Source organism: Arcanobacterium phocae (assembly GCF_018913465.1).
Lineage (GTDB): Bacteria > Actinomycetota > Actinomycetes > Actinomycetales > Actinomycetaceae > Arcanobacterium > Arcanobacterium phocae_A.
On record NZ_JABAPM010000002.1, the window covers coordinates 373,488 to 394,394 of the forward strand.

Consider the following 20,907-nt stretch of genomic DNA (forward strand, 5'->3'; position numbering starts at 1 on the left):
GCCGTCCTTTTTGTTAGGATGTATTGTCAGAACCGAATTGCGTCAATAGGACGCATCTTCACAGCTATAGTCGCCGGGATTATTCCACACAAGGCCCCTACCGTTGCAGAAATTCCCACTCCGATCAGAGCAGCTTGCATTGGGTAGGCAATAGTACTGGCACTCGCCGAGAGCTCCTCGAATAGGAATCCGCTGAACCCTAACCGTGGGAGAACCCTAATCGTCATCACTGACAACACCACGCCAACAAAACCTGCCACCGTGGTGGCAACAACTGATTCTAAAAAGACGGCAAAGAATATTCGTCGCGCAGAAGCCCCCACAGCACGACGAATACCGATCTCACGCACCCGGGTCTTCACGGTCACAATACTCATAGTAAGCAACCCCAAGGCACCTAACAGAATCACAATGCCACCAATTCCAGCAACAACCATCTGCATTACTCGGTCTTGTTGCATACTTTGTTCAGTAAATCCTTCGTCCCAATGAGCATCAACTTGGTAGGATTCGCCAAGGAACGATCCCAACATCGCCTGGGCTACATTCTTGGCCTGCTCTTCCTCGCCTCGCGGTGCGAGGAACAAAAACGCCGGAAGCGATGACTCGACTGACTCCGGGAAAATATATGCTTGCGCTTCAGCCGGTGCATAGATAACGGCATTCTCATAAACATTAATGTTCTTTATAACCCCTACTACCGTCACAGATCTCTTGTGATCCTTGCTCAACCAGATTCGAGGAAATGTAGCTACGGCTGGTCGTCCCAGTGTTGCCCATGCGGACTCATTGATCACAACCGGGTTCATCTGCAGCTGACCGTCATAGGAGTTCAAAAAACGGCCATCAATCAGGCTGCGTGCGTGTAGCTTGAAATAGTCAGGATCCACAGCCACAGCCTCCGGATACTGACCAGGACATTGATCCAAATATTTTGGCGGACACGGATCAAAATCTGGCGCATCGATCGTCGTCAAGTGAATGTCAGCTTTTGTAGTCCAGACGGTTATACCGAGTTTATCCACGGTGTCCTTCACTGCCTGGCGAAGATGCTCAATTTTCTCGATGCTGCGCTCTTGCTTATTGTTTTCCAGCCCTGCACTATCCTCTGCTGGAATATTCGTTGTGTTTTCGAAAATCATTGCCGTAATAGTGCCCGGCTGACCATTCCAGTGGGCAATACTGCGTTGCTGACCTTCACTGAGGATAGTTCCTAACGCAATCACTGTTGCCATAGCCCACACTGCAGCGCCCACTCCAACGAGAGACAAGATGACGCGCGCCCGATTGATTTTAACTTCTTCCCACGCTTCTATGAACGCTCCAATAAAATTGTGGATCATCACTCTGCCTCTTCTCGGCCAGGCAACTTATCTCCAGCGGATAAGACTTCCATACCAGCATCAATCCGGTTTAACACACCATCGGAGATTCGATAAACCGTGTTGGCACGCTGTGCAACATTCATATCATGACTGATAACGATCAGCGCCGCATTGTTCTGCTGCGCTGCCTGTTCAAGCACATCCATAACTTGCATCCCAGTGTCCGGATCCAAAGCACCGGTTGGCTCATCAGCCAATATGAGTCGCGGATTGCGTACCAAAGCGCGAGCGATCGCAACCCGCTGTTGCTCACCGCCAGATAGTTGACTCGGATATGCGTCGAGTCTGTCTCCTAACCCTACCGATTCGAGTATCCGGGCCGCTTTCTCATGTCGTTTGTATAATTCCAGACCTGAATTATAGAAGAGCGGTACTTCGACATTATTGAGCACGGTGCGCGAGGGAAATAGATTAAACTGCTGGAACACGAATCCTACGGATTCACCGCGCAAGCGTGAGCGATGGGCATCACTGAGACTAACAACGTCGATATCATCCCACATATATGTTCCGCTACTAGGCTGATCTAACAACCCAATAATATTGAGTAAAGTTGATTTTCCGGTTCCGGAATGTCCCACAATTGAGATATGTTCCCCACTGGCAATGTCACAGTTAACCCCACGCAAGATATGTAGATCTTCGCCATTAGGCAAGGTGACTGTCCGGGTAATATCACGGAGTTGAAGCATGCTATTTCCTAGAAGTCGGCCGGGCTCATTGGGTCATCGGATTCTTGTTTTTCTTCGGTCTTTCGGGGAACGAACTCAAGAACCTCAGTTTCCTCATCTAATCCTTCAGTAATGACAACCATTTTTCCGTCATTTATTCCAAGTTTCACGACGACCGGCGAGGGCTCTCCTTTACCATCTTTTGCGGGAAGATATACTTTTCCTTCCCGGAATCGACCCTCTACCGCAGTAACGGGCAGTAGCAAGGCGTCTGTTACCTCTTCACCTGCGATATTTAGAGTGGCTTTAATGCCATCAAAGACCGTTTGATCAGCTGGAATATCACAGGTGAGCAGCGGGGTTGAGCTCTGCGATCCCCCTTCACCATTCGCACTACTCGATTTCACCGACGTTGTATGCAAGTTAGTGCACATAAATGGTGCCGGGCCATTCGTAATCGCCACCTCGGCTTGCTGCGGGATAGACTGCAACGAGTAGAGCTGATCGGGAGTCACATTCACATTCGCATGAAAAGTGGCCGGCACAATAGTCCCTAGTGGATCGTTGTATGACACGTGTTGCTTGAGCATTGCATCAAAACTAACTGTTCCAGCACTGGGAGCAACGACGTTGTTATACGTGACAGTTGTGCTGGTTTGTGGTTCTGCCGGGCCCGTGGCCTCGTCCCCATTAGACACTGCGTTTGACGGCGTTACTTCCACGCTCGTTGTTGATTTTACTTGCAATAGTGGCGCACCTTGTTCAACCTGAGTACCGTCAGCTACAAAGAAATGAACGATCTCGCCTTCGGCACTGGATTTAATCGCTTTCGCGTCGTCACGCAAAATCGTAGCTTCGAACTGGGTATCGTTCTTGACGTCGCCACGTTGAGCTGTGACTGTAGGGAGAACAAATTGTCCTTGTCCTTGTAACTCTTTTTCAGCTTTATGCGACGGGAAAAACGCAAATTTTACAAGCGCAACAGCGATAACAGCGGCGATAATCAGCCGTAGAATACTAAAAATTAGTTTACGAGTGGGATGAGCTTCCATTAACGGATCCTTCGCGATCAAGGGCACTAGTTACAGACTATGCCTTGTAACACCATTGTTAGATTTTAGGATACCCTACAGTTTCCGCAATCGGTATTTTTTGCAAATCTATGGAAAATTCCGAGAGCCAAACCTGATATATTTGAGACGTTATACGTTACCTACGGAGATTGATAATGAGCAACGAACCTGGCCTCAACCTTGCCCTCGATGCGCTAGAAGATGCTCACGGCCTATCTCCTGCTCCCGAAGACATTTATGATGCGTTTTCCGCGTGGGTATCATCGACTGGCAAACGGATGTATCCCCATCAAGACGAAGCACTGTTGAACATTGTTTCTGGAGATCACGTTATTGTTTCTACCCCTACCGGTTCGGGAAAGTCCATGATCGCCATGCAAGCCTTATTCACTGGCTTAGCAACTGGACGAACCGCTTATTATACTGCACCGCTTAAAGCGCTTGTATCTGAAAAGTTCTTCGAGCTCATTGGACATTTTGGTGCACACAACGTCGGTATGGTTACTGGAGACTCATCAATCAACGCCGGCGCACCCATTATCTGTGCAACCGCAGAGATTTTAGCCAATATTGCGTTACGCGAAGGCGACCAAGCCGACGTCGGCATCGTCGTCATGGACGAATTCCATTTTTATGACGATCCGCAACGCGGGTGGGCTTGGCAAGTTCCGCTCCTCACGTTGCCGCAGGCTCAACAAGTTTTGCTGTCCGCCACTCTCGGCGACACGACGAAATTGACATCAGATCTCACCCGCCGCACCAATCGTCCGGTAAGCATCGTCGACGACGCAGTTCGTCCAGTCCCCCTGCATTTTTCTTGGTCTACTGAGCCAATTGGTGAAGTCATCAAAGAACTTGTCGCCACCCACATGGCACCGGTCTACGTAGTTCATTTTTCGCAACGTGAGGCCGTCAGCCAAGCACTCGCCTTGCAATCGATGGCCGTCGCTTCAAAAGAACAAAAAGAACGGATTTCTACTGCCCTCGCTTCGTTCACCTTCTCCCCCGGCTTTGGCAAAGTCCTGTCAAAACTTCTCCGTGCCGGAATCGGTATTCACCACGCCGGACTACTCCCTCGCTATCGTCGCCTAGTCGAACGCCTCGCACAAGCAGGACTACTCAACGTCATTTGCGGAACTGACACCCTCGGCGTCGGCATCAACGTTCCGATCCGAACCGTGCTCATGACATCGCTGACGAAATTCGACGGCACTAAACAACGGCATATTACTGCCCGCGAATTCCATCAAATTGCTGGACGAGCAGGCCGCGCCGGATACGATACGGTGGGATACGTCGTCGTCGAAGCACCCGAACACGAAATCGAAAACGCTCGTCGGCTGCGCAAAGCCGGCGATGACCCAGCAAAAATTAAACGCGTCCAGAAAGTTAAAGCGCCAGAAGGCACAATCAGCTGGTCAGAAAACACGTTCAATACGCTGGTGGCAGCCCCACCAGAAACACTCACCTCGCGGATGCGCGTCGATCATAGCCTCATACTGAATTTACTTCAGCGTCCTAACCCGATAGCCGCAGCTAAGACTGTGCTGTGTGACAACCATGAGCCACACCGCGAGCGCAATACTCTCCTGCGCAAGGCAATTACTATTTATCAGTCGTTACGGACCGCCGGCGTCATCACTCACGAAGACCGCGACTGGCGAGCAGAACACGGCGATGAAAACGCCATTCATTTCACTCGCGATGTCCCCTCCGACTTTGCTTTAAACTCGCCCCTGGCACCGTTTGCCTTGGCCGCTTTTGACTTGTTGGATATGGATAGTCCTTCTTACGCGCTCGACGTCGTATCAATTACCGAGGCAGTAAGCGAAGACCCTACCCCCGCACTCTACGCACAACAACGCCAAGCGCGCGGCGAACTCATTGGTAAGCTCAAAGCCGACGGCGTGGAATACGATGAGCGCATGGCGCTCGTTGATGAGGTTACCTGGCCGAAACCACTGGCTGATCTCCTCGAACCAGCGCTCGAAGCGTACGCTAAAACGAATCCGTGGGTGCGCGGACAAGAGCTAAAACCAAAATCTGTAGTGCGGCAACTAATCGAAGAAGGTCTGACCTTCTCTGAGTTTATTTCTCGCTACGATTTAGCACGCTCCGAAGGCGTACTTTTACGCTATATTACGGATGTATACCGGGCGATGCGGCAAACAATCCCGTTAACAGCGCGCACCGATGAGGTGGAGGATATTGTCGACTGGCTGGCACGGCTAGTTCGCTCGATTGACTCCTCGCTTCTCGACGAGTGGGAAGCCTTGGCCGATGGGCGGATCACCTTGGCTGAATTAAACTCCCTTGGTTCAGACGATTCAGTTCAAGGCGAAGAAGCTGCTTTCGGCGCCGACGACGACGGCACCGTCGCCTTCACCCGGAATAAACATGCACTACGAGTAGCAATTCGTAACGAGATGTTCTATCGCATTGAGCTTTTGGATCGCGAAGACTACGAGGAATTGGAACGGTTGGATGGCTCTGCCGGATGGGATGCCGACCGCTGGGCAGATGCGATTGGCCCTTACTTTGACGAATACGATTTCCTTGGCACTGATCAAGCTGCACGTGGCACACAGTTCTTTGCAATTTTAGAAGACCCTTCATTTGCCGATTTGCTCCAAGCAGGAATGGATGACGACGAAGCGTCTACCTTGCTTGAGACCCACAGCAGTGGACGGGTTTGGTTGGCTTTGCAGATCCTTGATTCTGGAGACGACGCAGCAGCGTGGGGCTTGTGGGCCGTTGTTGATTTAGATGCTTCGGACGAGGCCAGCAAGCTGGTTCTCAGACCGATTCGACTAGGCGAGCGATAAATGATGTCCCCAGTAAATATTGCTGACAATATTGCCCGGGTACGCGAAGACATTTCACGTTTTGCTCAAGGACGGCATGTTGATCTAATGCTGGCGGCCAAGCACCAACCGGTGGAGCGCCTCATTGACGCTTACACTGCTGGTGGAACATTGATGGGACACAATCTTATCGATCAGCTAGCTACAGCTACAGCAGGGCTACATGGCGCTAACATCCATCCGTATACGACTGTTATCGGTCATGTCCAATCGAACAAGCTGTCAGTTGCTATGAGGTGGGCAGACCGAATAGATACAGTGGATTCACTCAAAACAGCACAACGTATTAACCGCCGGCAAGAAGCACGAATAGCTTCTGAGGAGGCAACCGGTCCGTATCCGATCCTTTTGCAACTTAATTCTTCAGGCGCACCCACTCAGTCCGGTTGTAGCCCGGAGAGTTTCGTTGAATTAGCACGCGTCATATCGGATCTTCAGTTCGTGCGTATCGCTGGGGTAATGACGATTGGTGCTCGCGGTTGCGAAGCTGAAATTCGTGCCTCGTTTGTGCGAACTCGGCAATTAGCAGAGCAGATGCGCGAATTACCAGGTCTGGAACAAGCCGATGTTCTTTCTATGGGGATGAGTGGCGATTTGCGCCCAGCTATCGAAGAAGGATCAACCGTAGTTCGAGTAGGAACAGCCATTTTCGGCGCACGTCCAGTACAACCGGCATAATTCTTAGCTTGACCCTCACGCAAGGTGATACTTCACAATCAAAATATGAACGCAACGAACGATATCCGTTATACAGTCGGCCAAGTTGCTGACATATTTCAGGTGACTGTACGGACTCTCCATCATTGGGAGCAGGCCGGATTACTCCACCCTGCGGAGCGGAGCTGGTCTAATTACCGGCTATATTCCGAAGCAGATTGCCAACGTATTCAGCATATTCTGATTTACCGGGCAACAGGCATGGCATTGGCAGATATCAAAGTCCTCCTCGACGGGGATTCCAGCGGGATTGACCATTTAATCAAACAACGCGAAGCGCTAGTCAATCAGCAACACCAGTTAGCTGACATGATTGCGGCGATCGACATTCTTATGGAGAATACTGTGAAGAGACAACCTATGACGGCACACCAGATCGGTGAAATTCTAGGACAAGCTAATTTTGCCGAATACCAGTAGGAAGCTGAAGATAAATACGCCAGCTCTGATGATTGGAAGGTAAGTGAGGAGCGCACAAAACAATGGACTCCGAATGATTGGACGTCCGTTCGCGCGCAGTTCGCCGATATTGACGCAAAAATAGCTACTGCGGTACGAGAGGGTGTGACTCCAGATAGCGCAGTAGCGCAAAAACTAGTTGAGGAACATCGCCAGGTACTGAGCACGTTTTTCCCAGTGACACATGCGAAGCATTTCATTCTTTCTCGTGGGTATATTAAGGACGGACGCTTCCGTGAATACTACGAGAATCAGCAGGAAGGCTTAGCTCAATGGCTAGCTGACGCAATTGCCGTTAATTCACAGGCAAATGGCGTAGATCCGGCTACCTGCATCTGGGAGTAGTCTTACATGTGCGTGCATACAGTTTGCATAATTACAACATTTACGCCGTAGTTGGCCTGTTCATGCGAAAAATGCAAACTGTATGCGCGTTTTTCTTGTTGCGAGTAGATTGTCGATATACATGCAGTAATTAAAACCCCAATGCTGATTGTTGTTTCTCAAGTACTACTTTTAACCGCTTGTACGTCTAATATGCACACCGAAAATCAAGAGAATACATCCGATAGTGTCACTGTATCTGATGACCATGACCGAAAGATCGCTACGTTCACATCTCAAAAAGATTTAGACTTTTCTCCACGTTGCTTGGAGACAGCGTTACCTCTGATGCAGATCAATACGAATTGGCGGGTCTAGCAGCGGAGGTTCCAGAAGATGCACATGCTAATTACACTTATGTTTTCACGCATTTTCGGGATGACGGGAAAGAAGAAATAGCAAATTTTTTGGTCTATAAGAATTATCCTTATGTGACTTTAACTGGGATTCCAATCGTCACACCATTGACATGGAAACTCTCGAATGAGGAGATGGAAATCCTACAGCGCCCCTTCGCACACAAGTCTAAATGAGGGCAGGTGACCTAAAACTACGTAGTCTTATTCGGATACATGCTCATGATGAGAGCAGTTAAAACACTGTCAGTCCACGTGCGCGGAAAACATCACGGACAGCTTCAGTTGCTTCCTTTGACGGAGGTTCGACATCCTGTAATTGGTACTCGAGACCTAAGGAAACCCATTTGTCACGGGCCATCTGATGGAATGGAAGAACTTCAACACGTTCTACGCTGGTAGCCCAGCCTGCTACAATGTCAGCCACTGCTTCAACGTTTTGTGGATCATCTGTTAGCCCTGGAACAAGGACGAAACGGATCCAGATTTTGTTCCCTCGCGCTACAAGACGTTTGCCGAAGCGTAACGTAGGCTCAAGATCACGCCCAGTAGTTCGCTTATAGTAATCTGGGATACCCGACTTTACGTCGAGCAAAAAGAGATCGACATTGTCGAGCATCTCGTCGGTCATATTCGCACCCAAAAATCCAGACGAATCAACTGCAGTATGGATGCCCATGTCTTTGCAACCTTGCAATAGCTTCGCGAGAAATTTAGGTTGCATCATTGGTTCACCTCCAGAGAAGGTGACACCACCATTTGACACCGTGAATACCGCTTTATATCGCGAGATTTTTTCGAGCATATCAGCAGTTCTTACTGCTGTACCCTCTTTCATTTTTAAGGTGTCTGGGTTGTGGCAGTACAAGCACCGAAGCGGACAACCAGCAAAAAATGTCGTTAGTCGGGTGCCCGGACCATCAACTGCTGTTACGAGTTCCCAAGAGTGGACAGAGCCGATATCACCTGCTTGCACACCAGAAACATGTTCATGGTGTGACATCGGCCCTGCCAGGGAAACTCCGTCAAGACCTGCTCCACTTAAACGTGGGACTTCATCTTCAATAGGCTGTGGACGGTACTCACCAGTAGTTCCTTCAGAACCCCAATAGCGAGTAGCGTCAAATTCTTCAGCGCTGTGGTGTGCAGTAGATGTTGTCATGGAAGCAGATCAAATCCTTGGGATCTCACATACCCTGGTGGAAGGTACGGGAGAGAACGTCAAGCTGCTGCTCACGGGTGAGGCGAACAAAGTTCACTGCGTAACCAGATACGCGGACAGTCAGCTGTGGGTACTTTTCTGGGTGCTCCATTGCGTCCTCGAGGGTGTCACGGTTGAGCACATTGATGTTTGCGTGGTAAAGACCCTGTACGCCACCCTTTGCAGCGCGCTGTGCCTTCATCGATGCGAGACGCTCTTCGTATGTTGTAGCCATTATATTTTCCTTTCGTGGGAGTGGTTGTTTCGTTGAGCGAAACTGGGCGTCAGCCCTTCTTGATGAAGCCAGCATCCATGATGCCAACCAGGTTATCGACCTGCTCAGCCAAATCACGGCCGAGAGACGATGGGACAATTGTGTTAGTAAGAGAGATACCGTCGAGAGCGTCCTTGTAGTGAAGCTTTCCAACAGAGAGCATCGACGCTAACATACCGTGAGTATCCATGCCGTTTTCCGGGTTTGCACCTGGGGCGAATGGTGTACCAGCACGGTGACCCGATGGGAAGTTACCAGTTGCCTTACCATACACAACGTTAGAGGTAATAGTAAGAACGGACTGGGTAGGAATTGCGTTGCGGTACAACGGGATCTTCTTGATCTTTTCCATGATGGTGTGGACGATGGTAGCGGCAATATCATCTGCACGGTCATCATCGTTACCGTATGTTGGGAATTCACCTTCAGTCTTGTAATCAACAATCAAACCAGTTTCATCGCGAATTGGCGTGACCTTTGCATACTTAATAGCCGAAAGCGAGTCAGCAACGATTGACAATCCTGCAATTCCGCAACCCATGGTGCGAAGAATTTCAGAATCGTGCAGTGCCATTTCCATGGCTTCGTAAGCGTACTTATCGTGACAATAGTGGATGATGTTAAGAGCCTCAACATAGGTGCCAACGACCCAATCAAGCATCTCTTCGTACTTCGCCCAGACCTCGTCGAAGTCAAGTGGACCATCACCCTTAACTGGTTCGTGTCCGTCAACAATTTGCTTGCCAGACATTTCATCTCGGCCGCCGTTGAGCGCGTAGAGCAGGGCCTTAGCAGCGTTGACACGTGCACCGAAGAACTGCATCTGCTTACCAACTGCCATTGGTGAAACACAGCATGCAATTGCTGCGTCGTCGCCCCAGTAGCTACGAATCTGCTCATCAGCCTCGTACTGAATCGACGAGGTCTCGATAGACACTCTCGCGCAGAAACGCTTGTAGCCGATTGGGAGCTTGTCTGACCAGAAAATCGTAATATTCGGTTCTGGTGCTGGACCAAGGTTAACGAGGGTCTGCAATAAACGGAAAGAAGTCTTGGTTACGAGTGGGCGACCATCCTCGCCGAAACCGCCATCAGACCAAGTCGCCCAGTATGGATCGCCAGAGAAGATCTGGTCGTAAGCAGTAGTACGCAAGAATCGTACGATGCGCAGCTTAATAACCAGCTGGTCAATAATTTCCTGAGCATCCTGCTCAGTGATAAGACCAGCCTCGAGATCACGTTCGAAGTAGATGTCGAAGAACGCTGAAAGACGACCGAAGGACATAGCAGCACCGTCTTGGGACTTAACAGACCCAAGGTAGCCAAAGTAAGTCCACTGGACAGCTTCTTGGGCAGTCTTTGCCGGGCGCGAGATATCGAAACCATAACTTGCCGCCATGTTCTTCAGCTTCTTCAGCGCCTTGATCTGCTCTGCAATTTCCTCACGATTACGTGCCCAGTCTTCACTGAACGGCTGATCGGAGTATAGATCCTTATCCTTGGTCTTTTCAGCAATTAGGTGATCAACACCGTAAAGAGCAACACGGCGATAATCACCGATAATACGACCACGCCCATAGGCATCTGGAAGACCGGTAATAATGTGGGATGAACGAGCTGCACGAATACGCGGAGTGTAGATATCGAACACGCCGTCATTGTGCGTCTTGCGATACTTGGTAAAGACTTCTTTTACATCTGGATTTGGCTCTTTACCAGCTTCTTTGATAGCGGTCTCGACCATACGCCAACCACCATTAGGCATCATTGCACGCTTGAGTGGAACATCAGTTTGGAGACCAACAATAACGTCATCATCTTCCGAGATGTAGCCAGCACCAAATGCGTCTACATCTGCGGGGGTGTCAACGTCAACGTCATAGACGCGCTTCTTACGCTCAACGGATAGATACTTTTCCGCTAGCGTATCCCAAACCCTGCGAGTTTTTTCAGTTTCGCCGGCAAGGAACGAGGCATCGCCTTCGTACGGAGTGTAATTCTTCTGAATGAAGTCACGAACGTCAATAGCATCCTGCCATAGACCGTCCTTAAAGCCCTCCCACTCAGGGTGTGAAGCAGTTTCGACTGTTTGAGTCACGGTGCATTACTCCTTTTCACTGCAATCAGCGGGACTTTCGTTATACGCGAATCCACACCGACCGCATCTGTTTCCCAGCAACTAGCTGCTGGCGCTACTTCCAGATTAGTCGCCTTCCCCCATAGATTCTTAGCGAAAATAGCTCCCGGCATAAAACTTACGGTAGTCCTCCTCACAGCACCCACACATTGAGGACTAAAGTCCTCATCTTCATGGTAGTACGTCTCAACATCGTTAAGAAATATATCGCTGCAGAAGAAGAATCCTAGGCTTACGCTAGCCGATACATCCACCCAAAACGGTCCGATATCCGCCCAAATTGAATATCAGTCAGCTCCTGATAAATACGATGAGCAACAGTCGAATCTGACAATTCCACTCGTTCCTCTCCCATCGTTAATGAGCCGATAGAAACCACTGCGGCAGCGGTGCCACACGCGAACATTTCCGCAACGTCACCAGTTTTAATCCCCATCCACAGTTCGTCTAGTTCAATAGTTTCTTCGCGAGTTGTTACGCCTTCGTCGTCGAGTAACTGCAAAATAGCCGAACGAGTAGAGCCCGGAAGAATAGTGCCCGAAAGTGCTGGGGTGCGAACGGTTCCATCGGCCATCACCACAAAAACATTCATTGCACCTAGCTCATCAATTCGCGAATTCGTTGCAGCGTCAAGGAAAAGCACCTCGTCGAAACCACGTTCGAAAGCGTGCGACTTCGCGTAAAATGACGCGGCATAATTACCGCCAGTTTTCACGTCGCCCATTCCCCCTGGACCAGCGCGGTGGTGAGTACGCTCCACCCAGACGTTAATAGGTTTGAAACCGTGCGTAAAATATGGTCCCGACGGCGATGCCACCACGCCATACTCGAAACGCTTTGCGGCACGCACTCCTAAAAATGCTTCCGAAGCAAAAATGAACGGACGCATATATAACGTAGCACCGGCTGCTTGCGGCACCCAACGACGATCCGCTCGGACCAGTCCTACCAATGAACCCAAAAAATCCTCAACTGGGAACTGCGGGATCATTAGCCGTTCATTCGAAACATTCAAGCGCGCAGCGTTATACGCCGGTCTGAAAGTCCAAATAGACCCATCAGCATGACGATAGGCCTTGAGTCCCTCAAAAACTTCTTGCCCGTAATGCAGAACAGCCCCGGCTGGATCCAGTGAAAGCGGACCATATGGCTCAATCTTAAAATCATGCCATCCCGCAGATTCATTCCATGAAGCTCGTGCCATATAATCAGTAAACTCGACACCAAACCCAAGCGAGCACATGACTTCTTGGTAGCGCTTATCGCTAGCTAAGCCTGGATGCGGCAAAGTTTCAAACCGCTGAGCTACATCATTATTAGAAGGCCATTGTTTGCTAGCACATAGCTCTAGAGCTGTCTGAGAGCGCGGCATGAATACATCTCCTCACATCAACCGTCAGCAACCAGACCTATAGTACGCTTTTTGACTTAGAAGGGTTAGTCACAGATCTCCATTTGCGAATCATCTGGATAGATCTCCCCCATATAAACCGGAGACATAAGGTTATCTATCGATAGTGCACGGTCAAGCTCAGCTGCACTCATTAGCCCTCGTTCTAGTACTATTTCGCGCACTGATTTACCGGTTCGGGCAGCCTCTTTACCGACCAAATCTCCGTTATGGTGACCAATAATATCATTGAGATAAGTAACAATACCGATCGAATTCATCACATGAGCTCGGCAAACATCCTCGTTGACAGCAATGCCCGATACACACCGTTCTCGCAATGTTATTAATGCCCGTTCTAGTAGCTGAATCGACTCGAAAATTGCTTGACCAATCACGGGTTCCATCACATTTAACTGGAGCTGACCAGCTTGCGAAGCTAGCATAACGGTCGTGTCATTGCCCATCACTTTAAAAGCAATCTGATTAACAACTTCGGGAATCACGGGATTCACTTTCGCGGGCATAATAGACGAGCCAGCTTGCATCTTCGGTAAGTTAATCTCGTTCAGCCCGGCGCGTGGCCCAGAGGATAACAAGCGCAGATCGTTGCATATGGTCGAAAGTTTGACCGCTAGCCGCCGCAACGCCGAATGGATCGAAATATAGGCGCCCGTATCGGATGTTGCTTCAATAAGATTTGGTGCCGCAACAAGCGCTAATCCTGTCACTTCCGATAGTCTACGCACCACAATCTCTTGGAACCCATCCGGGGTATTAAGTTTGGTGCCGATGGCAGTTGCACCAAGGTTAATCTCGAGCAACAGCGCCGAGGTTCGTTTCAGGTTACGAATTTCCTCGTCCATCAAGACCCCAAACCCCTCGAATTCTTGACCGAGAGTCATCGGCACAGCATCCTGCAACTGCGTCCGCCCCATCTTCAGCACGTGGGCATTTTGCTCTCCGAGCGCATTAAATGCGTCGCGCATCCGTTCGATCTCAGAAATAAGCTGCTCAACCATCCAATAGACCGCAATACGAAAGCCGGTCGGGTAAGCATCATTGGTGGACTGAGATTTATTGACATGATCATTAGGGTTAACGACGTCGTACATCCCTTTTGGCTCACCGAGAATTTCCAACGCCAAATTGGCCACAACTTCGTTTGCGTTCATATTGACCGATGTTCCAGCTCCGCCTTGGAAAACATCGACCGGGAATTGATCCATGCACCGGCCTTCATTCAAAATCAGGTCACAGGCAGCAACGATAGCTTTACTAACTCGAGCCGATAACACTTTCTTATCTCGATTGGCAAGGGCCTCAGCTTTTTTCACGCTAACCATAGCCCTAATAAATTCAGGGACATCATTTATAGTGACACCTGAAATAGCAAAATTTTCGATTGCTCGTTGAGTATGCACGCCATAATAGGCGTTATCTGCGATTTCTCGTGCTCCAAGTAGGTCTTCCTCGATACGTGAATTAGACACTTGTTCCTCCTTGAACTGCCCTCAACTCTCTTACTAATAAGCATAGTCTTCCACGTGCTAGCTGTCTGAATAGCAGACACAATTTAGCAAAATATTCGTTTTCTCCAGTAGCTTATTTACCCTTAGGACTATCTGCTTAGTTTTCCTTTCAAAGCCAGCTATGATTGGTATAACTATCTACAAGATCACATAGTGTCTTGTCCATCACTCATCTATCAGGAGTCACATGTCCTTCTTATTCCAACTATTTGCGGACAACCAGGTGTTGTTACTCTTTTTCCTTGTTGGATCTGGTGCTATCCTTGCAAAAATCCGTATTCGAGGAATATCGCTAGGCGCTGCTGCAGTACTCTTTCTTTCCATTGGAATGACCGCATGGGCTCTCCACAGTGGATATGAAATTCAAGTCGAGCACGATCTCGGTGTCCTCGGCCTTGCTCTTTTTGCCTTTGCGATTGGCATTACCTCGGGTCCTACTTTCTTTAACACTCTCAAATCATCGATTCTTCCGGTGCTGCTGATGCTCGTAGCATTCGTTGCCGCTGCTGGAGCTGCTGCCGGGATTGGTCGAGCATTGGGCATGGACTGGGCTCTCATCGCTGGTATCTTTGCAGGCGCGACAACAAATACGCCAGCTTTGTCTGCAGCTGGAACCGCATCGGGAGATCCAGCTTTAGCAACTGTTGGATACGCCATTACATACCTGTTTGGCGTTATCGGAATGCTCGGCTTTTCCGCTTTAGCTCTTTCGCGCCGCAGTTCTGACAAAGATAAGCCCTCACCTATTCGTAACCGGACGATCCGCGTAGAACGCTCCGATAGACCGACCATTGCTTCCCTTCTCGGAACCATCGGCGGCGGCTTACAGTTTTCCCGCATACGTCGCGGCGAGTCCGGACCTATTTGGCTACCAACTAACTCTGACGTACTAGAAAAAGATGATCTTGTGACTGTGATTGGCACCGTTGAAGAAGTCGACCGCGCCATTAAACTTGTCGGCCACGGCTCATCACACTCCCTCATCGCGGATCGTCGTTATCTCGACTTCCGTCGTATCACTATTTCCAATTCGGGAATTGCCGGCCGAAAATTAGGGCAATTAGATATCGAAGAAAAGTTTGGCGGAACAATTTCCCGTATCCGTCGTGGCGACACGGACATGGTTGCTGACCCATCAATTCGATTACAGCTGGGCGATCGGGTTCGCGTCGTAGCACCCACTCATTCCTTAGCAAAAATTTCCGAATTCTTTGGCGACTCCTCACATGGATTGACCGACATCAACCCCGTAGCTTTAGGGTTAGGAATGGCGCTCGGCATTATTATCGGCGAATGGGAAATCCTCACACCATCGGGGCTCACATTCTCTATCGGTTCTGCAGCTGGCACCCTTCTCGTCGGACTAGTTATGGGTCGGTTGGGACGCATCGGCAAAGTTGTCACTACACTTCCATACACAACATGTCAGGTTCTATCCGAGCTTGGCCTACTAGTGTTCTTGTCTTATGCGGGCACAAAAGCCGGGTCACAAATTGTTGCCGCATTTACTGGTGGCGCATGGATGCAGATTCTCTTGCTGGGTATCTTAGTGACGCTCATTGTAGGAGGCGCTTTCTATGCTTCGATGCGACTCCTGACTTCCACTGGCGGTACCCGACTAGCGGGCGCCATTGGCGGAATCCAAACTCAGCCAGCAGTACTAGGATTTGCTAATGACCGTACGTCGTTCGATCCGCGAGTAGCGCTTGGATACGCAATGGTTTATCCAGTAGCTATGGTGGCCAAAATCTTCATTGCACAGATTCTAGGTTCCTTTGCCGGATTCTAGGCTATCAGGCAGATAAAGATTGGGTGAGGACGAATTCGTCCTCACCCAATCTTTATCTCTGCTATTAGTTAAACGGCGTCTCGAATGTCAGTGTCTAGCGTATCTGGTAAATGGGAAGTATCCATGTCGTGTCGCCAACCGTCGTCCATCAAAACACGAGCAATAGCTAAACCGAAACCAATCGACATAATAACGAAGAATACCTCGGCAAACGTAGAGATAGCACCTTGGAAATTACCTTCGTTGAGCGCAACTAATCCACGGTAGAAGGGCACACCAGGAATCATGATAACTACTGCTGGGACGGACAGAGATACTCGCGAATGGGAAGTCTTCCACGCAACAATAGTGGCTACAATGCCCACAACCATAGCTGCCAGCCCAACGCCTAGTTGCCATGGTAAGTTCACGTTTTCTTGTAGAAGCAAACGACCAGTATTAGCGAATGCACCTGCTACCGCTGCCGCTGCACACACTTTCCACGGCGCATTAAACAAAACGGCGAACCCGTATGCCGCCACAAACGATGTCAAGATACGTAAGAATGTCATAGTTACAAACGGAAGCGGCGGAACTACCGATGCCTCAACATGCCAGTCAAGAGCATGGACAACGATCCACACGGATACGCCAGCGGAACCAATAACCATGATGCAATACGAGAACCGTGCTAGAGCGGACTGAACATCATTACGGACGAAGTCGAGCATCGCCGTCGTCAACGGAAATCCCGGAATGAGATACAAGATCGATGAGATCAGACCAGATTCGTACTGAATAAGGTACAGCAGACCACCAAGACTACCGATCTCGAGCAACAATATGTATACCAACGTCGATGCCACTGCACACAAAATCCAGATAATGAAATGAGCAATCCCCCGGCTAAGCAGTAGCTTACGAATAAGCTGACCAATACCCGCAGCGAAGAATACACAGGTACATTCAACAGTTCGTCCACCGTTCAGGAAACAGAATCCCGCACAAGCAATAGCTGACGCGAGAACAGTCGTCCATATTCCGTAGTGCCGATCACGAGCTGTAGTTTCCTTCAAAATCCCGCGAAGTTGTGCTGCTGTCATCCCCTCGTGCAGCTGTGCAACAGCCTGCATAATACGGTCGAGCTTTTCCGCATTGACGCCAACGCGACGTTGCTCAGCAAAGCTTGTATAAGATTCCTTGCCCGACCATGCAGTAGCCGTAATATCGGTCATAGATACTGATGATTCAAGTTTTGTTAATCCGATTGCTTTGGCAGCGCGCGACATAGCTGCCTTCACCCGGTATGCTCCCGCGCCGCAGGCAAGCAACATTGTGCCGAGCATAAGAATACAACGAATTTTTTCGGCTATCGTTTCTTGGCTCTGTTCCGGATTATTGGTGGGCTGATCGTCCATATTTCTCTCATAACTGGTCTAAAAACGGTAGGATTTGCGACAACCATTCTATGCCTTTAATTTCCGCTCGTAGCGGGTCGTAACTCCCAAATATGATCTTTCTCTGGGATCTGTTTGTCACATTTGCTTTCGTTCAGCGACCCACATATAGGTAATGTATGGAATTTCGACGACATGGTCTTCGTGATAGCCCAATTTCTCATACAGATACCATCGCAAATTTGCCTGCATTTTCGCTTGGTTTTGCGGTGTAGACGTGATCCACGACGACCGAGTGGTTCCGAGCTGACACACCTGTTCCGGTGCCAAATAGTCTTGCCAGGATGAAACGTGGAGCACCGGTTTATTGAATTGATCGCCGACGACGGGACCTTTCGTTGGCTTATGAATATCCCCCGAACGCATAATACGGCTCAACCGTTTGACCCACGGAATTGAAACATCCATCTGATTAAAGAGCAGTACGAGCTGTCCCCCAGGGCGCAGAATTCGAGCCGCTTCGTCACTTGCCGCATCCGGATCGACCCAATGCCAACTTTGCGCATAAAAAACCACATCGCATGAGGACGCAGGAAGGCGGGTGTCTTCCCCGGAAGCATCTAGTACCCGCCGTGTCGAATCTGGAAGTATTTCGATAAGTTGCGATCGCATATCAGCGCTAGGCTCGATTGCGATAACTTCAGTGTCGCTGCCAGACAGATCAACAAGTTGTGACGTGAGTTTTCCCGTACCGGCACCGATATCGACGACGCAGCTGGGCGCATCGCCGTCGAAAAAACGTGAAAGCAACGTTGTTGGATAGCCTGGACGTACATCACGATAAGTCAGCGCGGTAGCACCAGCACGGGAATATGGATTAAGCGGAATTGTCATGAAACTATTGTGTCTGAAAATAAGAAATAATGGAAAACTTGATCAACCTAACTGTCTGCGCAGGTTTCGTGTTGTACCGCTCGCGTAATATGTAAGTAGGAGAGCCGGGAAGTCTGGTCGGCACGCAACATGTCCCTTCAAAGAAAAGAACTGCTATGAGCCCTCATTCATCATCCAAACGCACAGTGCTCTCATACGGAAGTTACGATGAGCATCGGCGTATTGGCAAAATACTACGAAAAGAAACTACCGGCGGAATTGCACTGATGATAGCCGCACTCATCGCTATCATTTGGGCCAACTCTCCGTGGGCATCGTATTATCTTCAGTTGCGTGACACGGAAATTGGTATCGATGCATTGCATTTACATCTAAGTGTCGGACATTGGGCGGCAGACGGACTTCTCGCTGTATTTTTCTTTTTAGTCGGTCTGGAGCTAAAACAAGAATTCGTTATTGGTGATCTACGCTCCCCTGCTCGCGCCGTCGTGCCAATCGTAGCGGCAATTGGCGGTGTCATTGTTCCGGCAACAATTTTCGCCATTCTCAATTGGACTGATCCAACGACTTTTCAAGGATGGGCTATCCCTACAGCTACAGACATCGCATTCGCAGTTGCCGTACTCGCAATCATAGGATCCCATTTACCAAGCCCACTCAGATTATTTTTATTGACACTAGCCGTCGTTGACGACTTAATCGCGATAACAATCATCGCTGTTTTTTACACGACTGAAGTGAATGTTTCATACCTCGCTTTGTTCCTCATCCCAGCAGCAATTTTTGGCTTCCTCGTTCAACGATTCCATGTATTCTGGGTCAAGCACCGCTGGGCATCATGGCTGATCTTGTTTCCGATAGCCCTCTGCGCCTGGTATTTCTTACACGAGGCAGGAATACACGCCACAATCGCCGGTGTAATCCTCGGTTTCCTGGTGCCAGTATCATTAGAGTCCCAGCATGCCCAGCAGGCCCTAACTATTCACCGGCCAGGTGTACAAGGGCATGGTGAGCATAAGCCGGGTCTAACTTCAATGTTTGAACATGGAATCCGGCCGCTATCATCAGCAGTAGCTGTTCCCGTGTTTGCATTCTTTTCAGCGGGGGTCACAGTAGGTGGGTGGGACGGTCTGCTAGAATCCGTTTCCTCTCCAGTGGCGTTGGGCATCATCATCGGATTAGTGCTCGGTAAGCCGCTTGGAATTGTTTTATCGACATTCATTTTGACCAAGGTGACCCGAGCTACTCTCGATGACGCTATCACCTGGGTAGACACAATTGGTGTCGGATGCCTCGCGGGCATCGGCTTCACAGTATCACTACTGATCGGTGAATTGTCGTTTGGTTTGGGAGACGCTAATAATGATGCTGCCAAGGTTGGAATCCTATTGGCCTCAGTATGCGCAGCAATACTTGCGATTATCATTCTTACACCACGTAATAGACACTATAAGAAGGTAGCGCAGCTCGAAACAGTAGATAGGGATAATGACGGGGTACCTGACGTATTTGATCCAGATACGTTCTGAGTGATCATAGTTGTGGGGAGCACGGTCTTAAGACCGTGCTCCCCACAACTATACTGAACAAAATTAGCGATAATGAAGTGTACCTGAATAGCCAGCATCACCACGAATGCTTACATAGATAATGCGGAACAGCCAAACCCACGCAACGGCTAGCAGAACATGGCCAAGACCGGAGATTCCGGAAAATGCCGGTCCCCAAGCATCTAGACTCGAAGTAACCTCAACAATGCCACGAATAAGCATGGCGACCACAGTCCAAACTAAACCTAGATTGTATAACCAAAACCAGACAGTAAACTGCTTGTGCTCGGAAAGCTCGAAGTGCTTGTCCAAAGCAATCAGGATAAGAAAAAACAGTGTTCCTAGAACAAGAGTATGAGTGTGGATCGTGCTCAACCCAGTCGGCCCATCAAACGAGTACGCACGCGTAAACTCACGGTAAAATACACCCGACGATAAACCAACCACAAGGTAGGTAAGTGAAGCTATGAAAAGTTTGCGCATGAAATGAGTATAGCTCAACAACAAATAGTTTGCGACACCGATTGAACTAACTGTCTCACTCTAAGAGTATGCTCCATAATCATTCCGATAGAGGAACAACTAGACAAAAATTCAAACACAAGTGTTATAACAACCCGGTATGAGTGTTGGTGGGTACCAATACGCGAGACCACCCACACATATACACCTACGCATACGCATGCAGGGGTGTGAATGTGGGGGGGGATGAAAAGAAAAGAGGCGGGTTGCCAGCCGTGTTTAGGCTGGCAACCCGCCCCTTTTTGGAACGTTTAGATGACGGCGGTGTCCTACTCTCCCACACTCCCTCGAGTGCAGTACCATCGGCGTTAGCAGGCTTAGCTACCGGGTTCG

At 49.4% G+C, this 20,907-nt stretch carries 17 protein-coding genes, 1 rRNA gene and 1 pseudogene; 6 read left to right on the forward strand and 13 right to left on the reverse strand.

Translation table 11 applies throughout. From position 1 onward, the window contains the following. Positions 1-26 precede the first annotated feature (26 nt). Genes KSO86_RS04325 through KSO86_RS04335 form a run of 3 tightly spaced genes read right to left on the reverse strand, consistent with a single transcriptional unit; the run spans position 27 to position 3,108 of the window. Positions 27-1,343 carry an ABC transporter permease gene (locus tag KSO86_RS04325; RefSeq protein ID WP_253280695.1) on the reverse strand — a complete coding sequence of 439 codons (1,317 nt, stop codon included), beginning with the start codon at positions 1,341-1,343 and terminating at the stop codon, positions 27-29. Next, positions 1,343-2,077, reverse strand: a complete 735-nt coding sequence (locus KSO86_RS04330; protein WP_216379700.1) for an ABC transporter ATP-binding protein — start codon at positions 2,075-2,077, stop codon at positions 1,343-1,345. Before KSO86_RS04330 ends, KSO86_RS04325 begins: the two co-directional genes overlap by 1 nt. Before the next feature lie 8 nt (positions 2,078-2,085). Then, entirely contained in the window at positions 2,086-3,108 is a 1,023-nt protein-coding gene (locus tag KSO86_RS04335; protein WP_216379699.1) for an efflux RND transporter periplasmic adaptor subunit, read from the reverse strand. A gap of 176 nt (positions 3,109-3,284) precedes the next feature. Between KSO86_RS04335 and KSO86_RS04340 the strand changes: the two genes are divergently transcribed. From KSO86_RS04340 to KSO86_RS08665, 4 genes and pseudogenes are all read left to right on the forward strand, one after another. After that, positions 3,285-5,954, forward strand: coding sequence for a DEAD/DEAH box helicase (locus KSO86_RS04340; RefSeq protein ID WP_216379698.1), 2,670 nt, complete (start codon positions 3,285-3,287; stop codon positions 5,952-5,954). Beyond that, positions 5,955-6,671, forward strand: a complete 717-nt coding sequence (locus KSO86_RS04345) for a YggS family pyridoxal phosphate-dependent enzyme (RefSeq protein WP_216379696.1) — start codon at positions 5,955-5,957, stop codon at positions 6,669-6,671. Positions 6,672-6,716: 45 nt separating this feature from the next. Continuing rightward, positions 6,717-7,130, forward strand: a complete 414-nt coding sequence (locus tag KSO86_RS08660; protein WP_366493704.1) for a MerR family transcriptional regulator — start codon at positions 6,717-6,719, stop codon at positions 7,128-7,130. A 12-nt stretch (positions 7,131-7,142) separates the two neighbouring features. Further along, positions 7,143-7,514, forward strand: a pseudogene (locus KSO86_RS08665) (TipAS antibiotic-recognition domain-containing protein); the annotation flags it as partial. 630 nt (positions 7,515-8,144) lie between these two features. Here the strand turns inward: KSO86_RS08665 and pflA are convergent. From pflA to aspA, 6 genes are all read right to left on the reverse strand, one after another. Next, positions 8,145-9,071: a pyruvate formate-lyase-activating protein gene (pflA, locus tag KSO86_RS04355; RefSeq protein WP_216379692.1), complete on the reverse strand. Its 927-nt coding sequence runs from the start codon at positions 9,069-9,071 to the stop codon at positions 8,145-8,147. Between the two features lie 25 nt (positions 9,072-9,096). Next, positions 9,097-9,345 carry an autonomous glycyl radical cofactor GrcA2 gene (gene grcA2 / locus KSO86_RS04360; protein WP_216379691.1) on the reverse strand — a complete coding sequence of 83 codons (249 nt, stop codon included), beginning with the start codon at positions 9,343-9,345 and terminating at the stop codon, positions 9,097-9,099. 49 nt (positions 9,346-9,394) lie between these two features. Next, the gene (gene pflB, locus KSO86_RS04365; protein ID WP_216379686.1) at positions 9,395-11,482 is read right to left on the reverse strand and encodes a formate C-acetyltransferase; all 2,088 of its coding nucleotides are present in this window, start codon (positions 11,480-11,482) and stop codon (positions 9,395-9,397) included. Further along, positions 11,479-11,634, reverse strand: a complete 156-nt coding sequence (locus KSO86_RS04370) for a hypothetical protein (protein WP_216379685.1) — start codon at positions 11,632-11,634, stop codon at positions 11,479-11,481. The genes pflB and KSO86_RS04370 overlap by 4 nt, the downstream gene beginning before the upstream one ends. Positions 11,635-11,753: 119 nt before the next feature. Continuing rightward, positions 11,754-12,893, reverse strand: a complete 1,140-nt coding sequence (locus tag KSO86_RS04375; RefSeq protein ID WP_216379684.1) for a branched-chain amino acid aminotransferase — start codon at positions 12,891-12,893, stop codon at positions 11,754-11,756. Between the two features lie 65 nt (positions 12,894-12,958). After that, a complete protein-coding gene (aspA, locus tag KSO86_RS04380; RefSeq protein WP_216379682.1) occupies positions 12,959-14,404 on the reverse strand; it encodes an aspartate ammonia-lyase in 1,446 nt (481 codons plus the stop codon). A gap of 226 nt (positions 14,405-14,630) precedes the next feature. Between aspA and KSO86_RS04385 the strand changes: the two genes are divergently transcribed. Further along, positions 14,631-16,232, forward strand: coding sequence for an aspartate:alanine exchanger family transporter (locus KSO86_RS04385; RefSeq protein WP_216379680.1), 1,602 nt, complete (start codon positions 14,631-14,633; stop codon positions 16,230-16,232). A gap of 68 nt (positions 16,233-16,300) precedes the next feature. On the opposite strand, the gene KSO86_RS04390 is transcribed toward KSO86_RS04385, so the two are convergent. Both KSO86_RS04390 and KSO86_RS04395 read right to left on the reverse strand, forming a co-directional pair. Next, a complete protein-coding gene (locus KSO86_RS04390; protein WP_216379678.1) occupies positions 16,301-17,629 on the reverse strand; it encodes a threonine/serine exporter family protein in 1,329 nt (442 codons plus the stop codon). A gap of 117 nt (positions 17,630-17,746) precedes the next feature. Beyond that, complete coding sequence (locus KSO86_RS04395; RefSeq protein WP_216379676.1) at positions 17,747-18,502, reverse strand: class I SAM-dependent methyltransferase; 756 nt, start codon at positions 18,500-18,502, stop codon at positions 17,747-17,749. Between the two features lie 155 nt (positions 18,503-18,657). On the opposite strand from KSO86_RS04395, the gene nhaA reads away from it, so the two are divergent. Continuing rightward, positions 18,658-20,031, forward strand: coding sequence for a Na+/H+ antiporter NhaA (gene nhaA / locus KSO86_RS04400; protein WP_216379674.1), 1,374 nt, complete (start codon positions 18,658-18,660; stop codon positions 20,029-20,031). 63 nt (positions 20,032-20,094) lie between these two features. Here the strand turns inward: nhaA and KSO86_RS04405 are convergent, their stop codons facing one another. After that, complete coding sequence (locus KSO86_RS04405; protein ID WP_216379672.1) at positions 20,095-20,535, reverse strand: DUF2871 domain-containing protein; 441 nt, start codon at positions 20,533-20,535, stop codon at positions 20,095-20,097. A gap of 295 nt (positions 20,536-20,830) precedes the next feature. Next, positions 20,831-20,907: ribosomal RNA gene (gene rrf, locus KSO86_RS08750) — 5S ribosomal RNA — on the reverse strand; the annotation flags it as partial.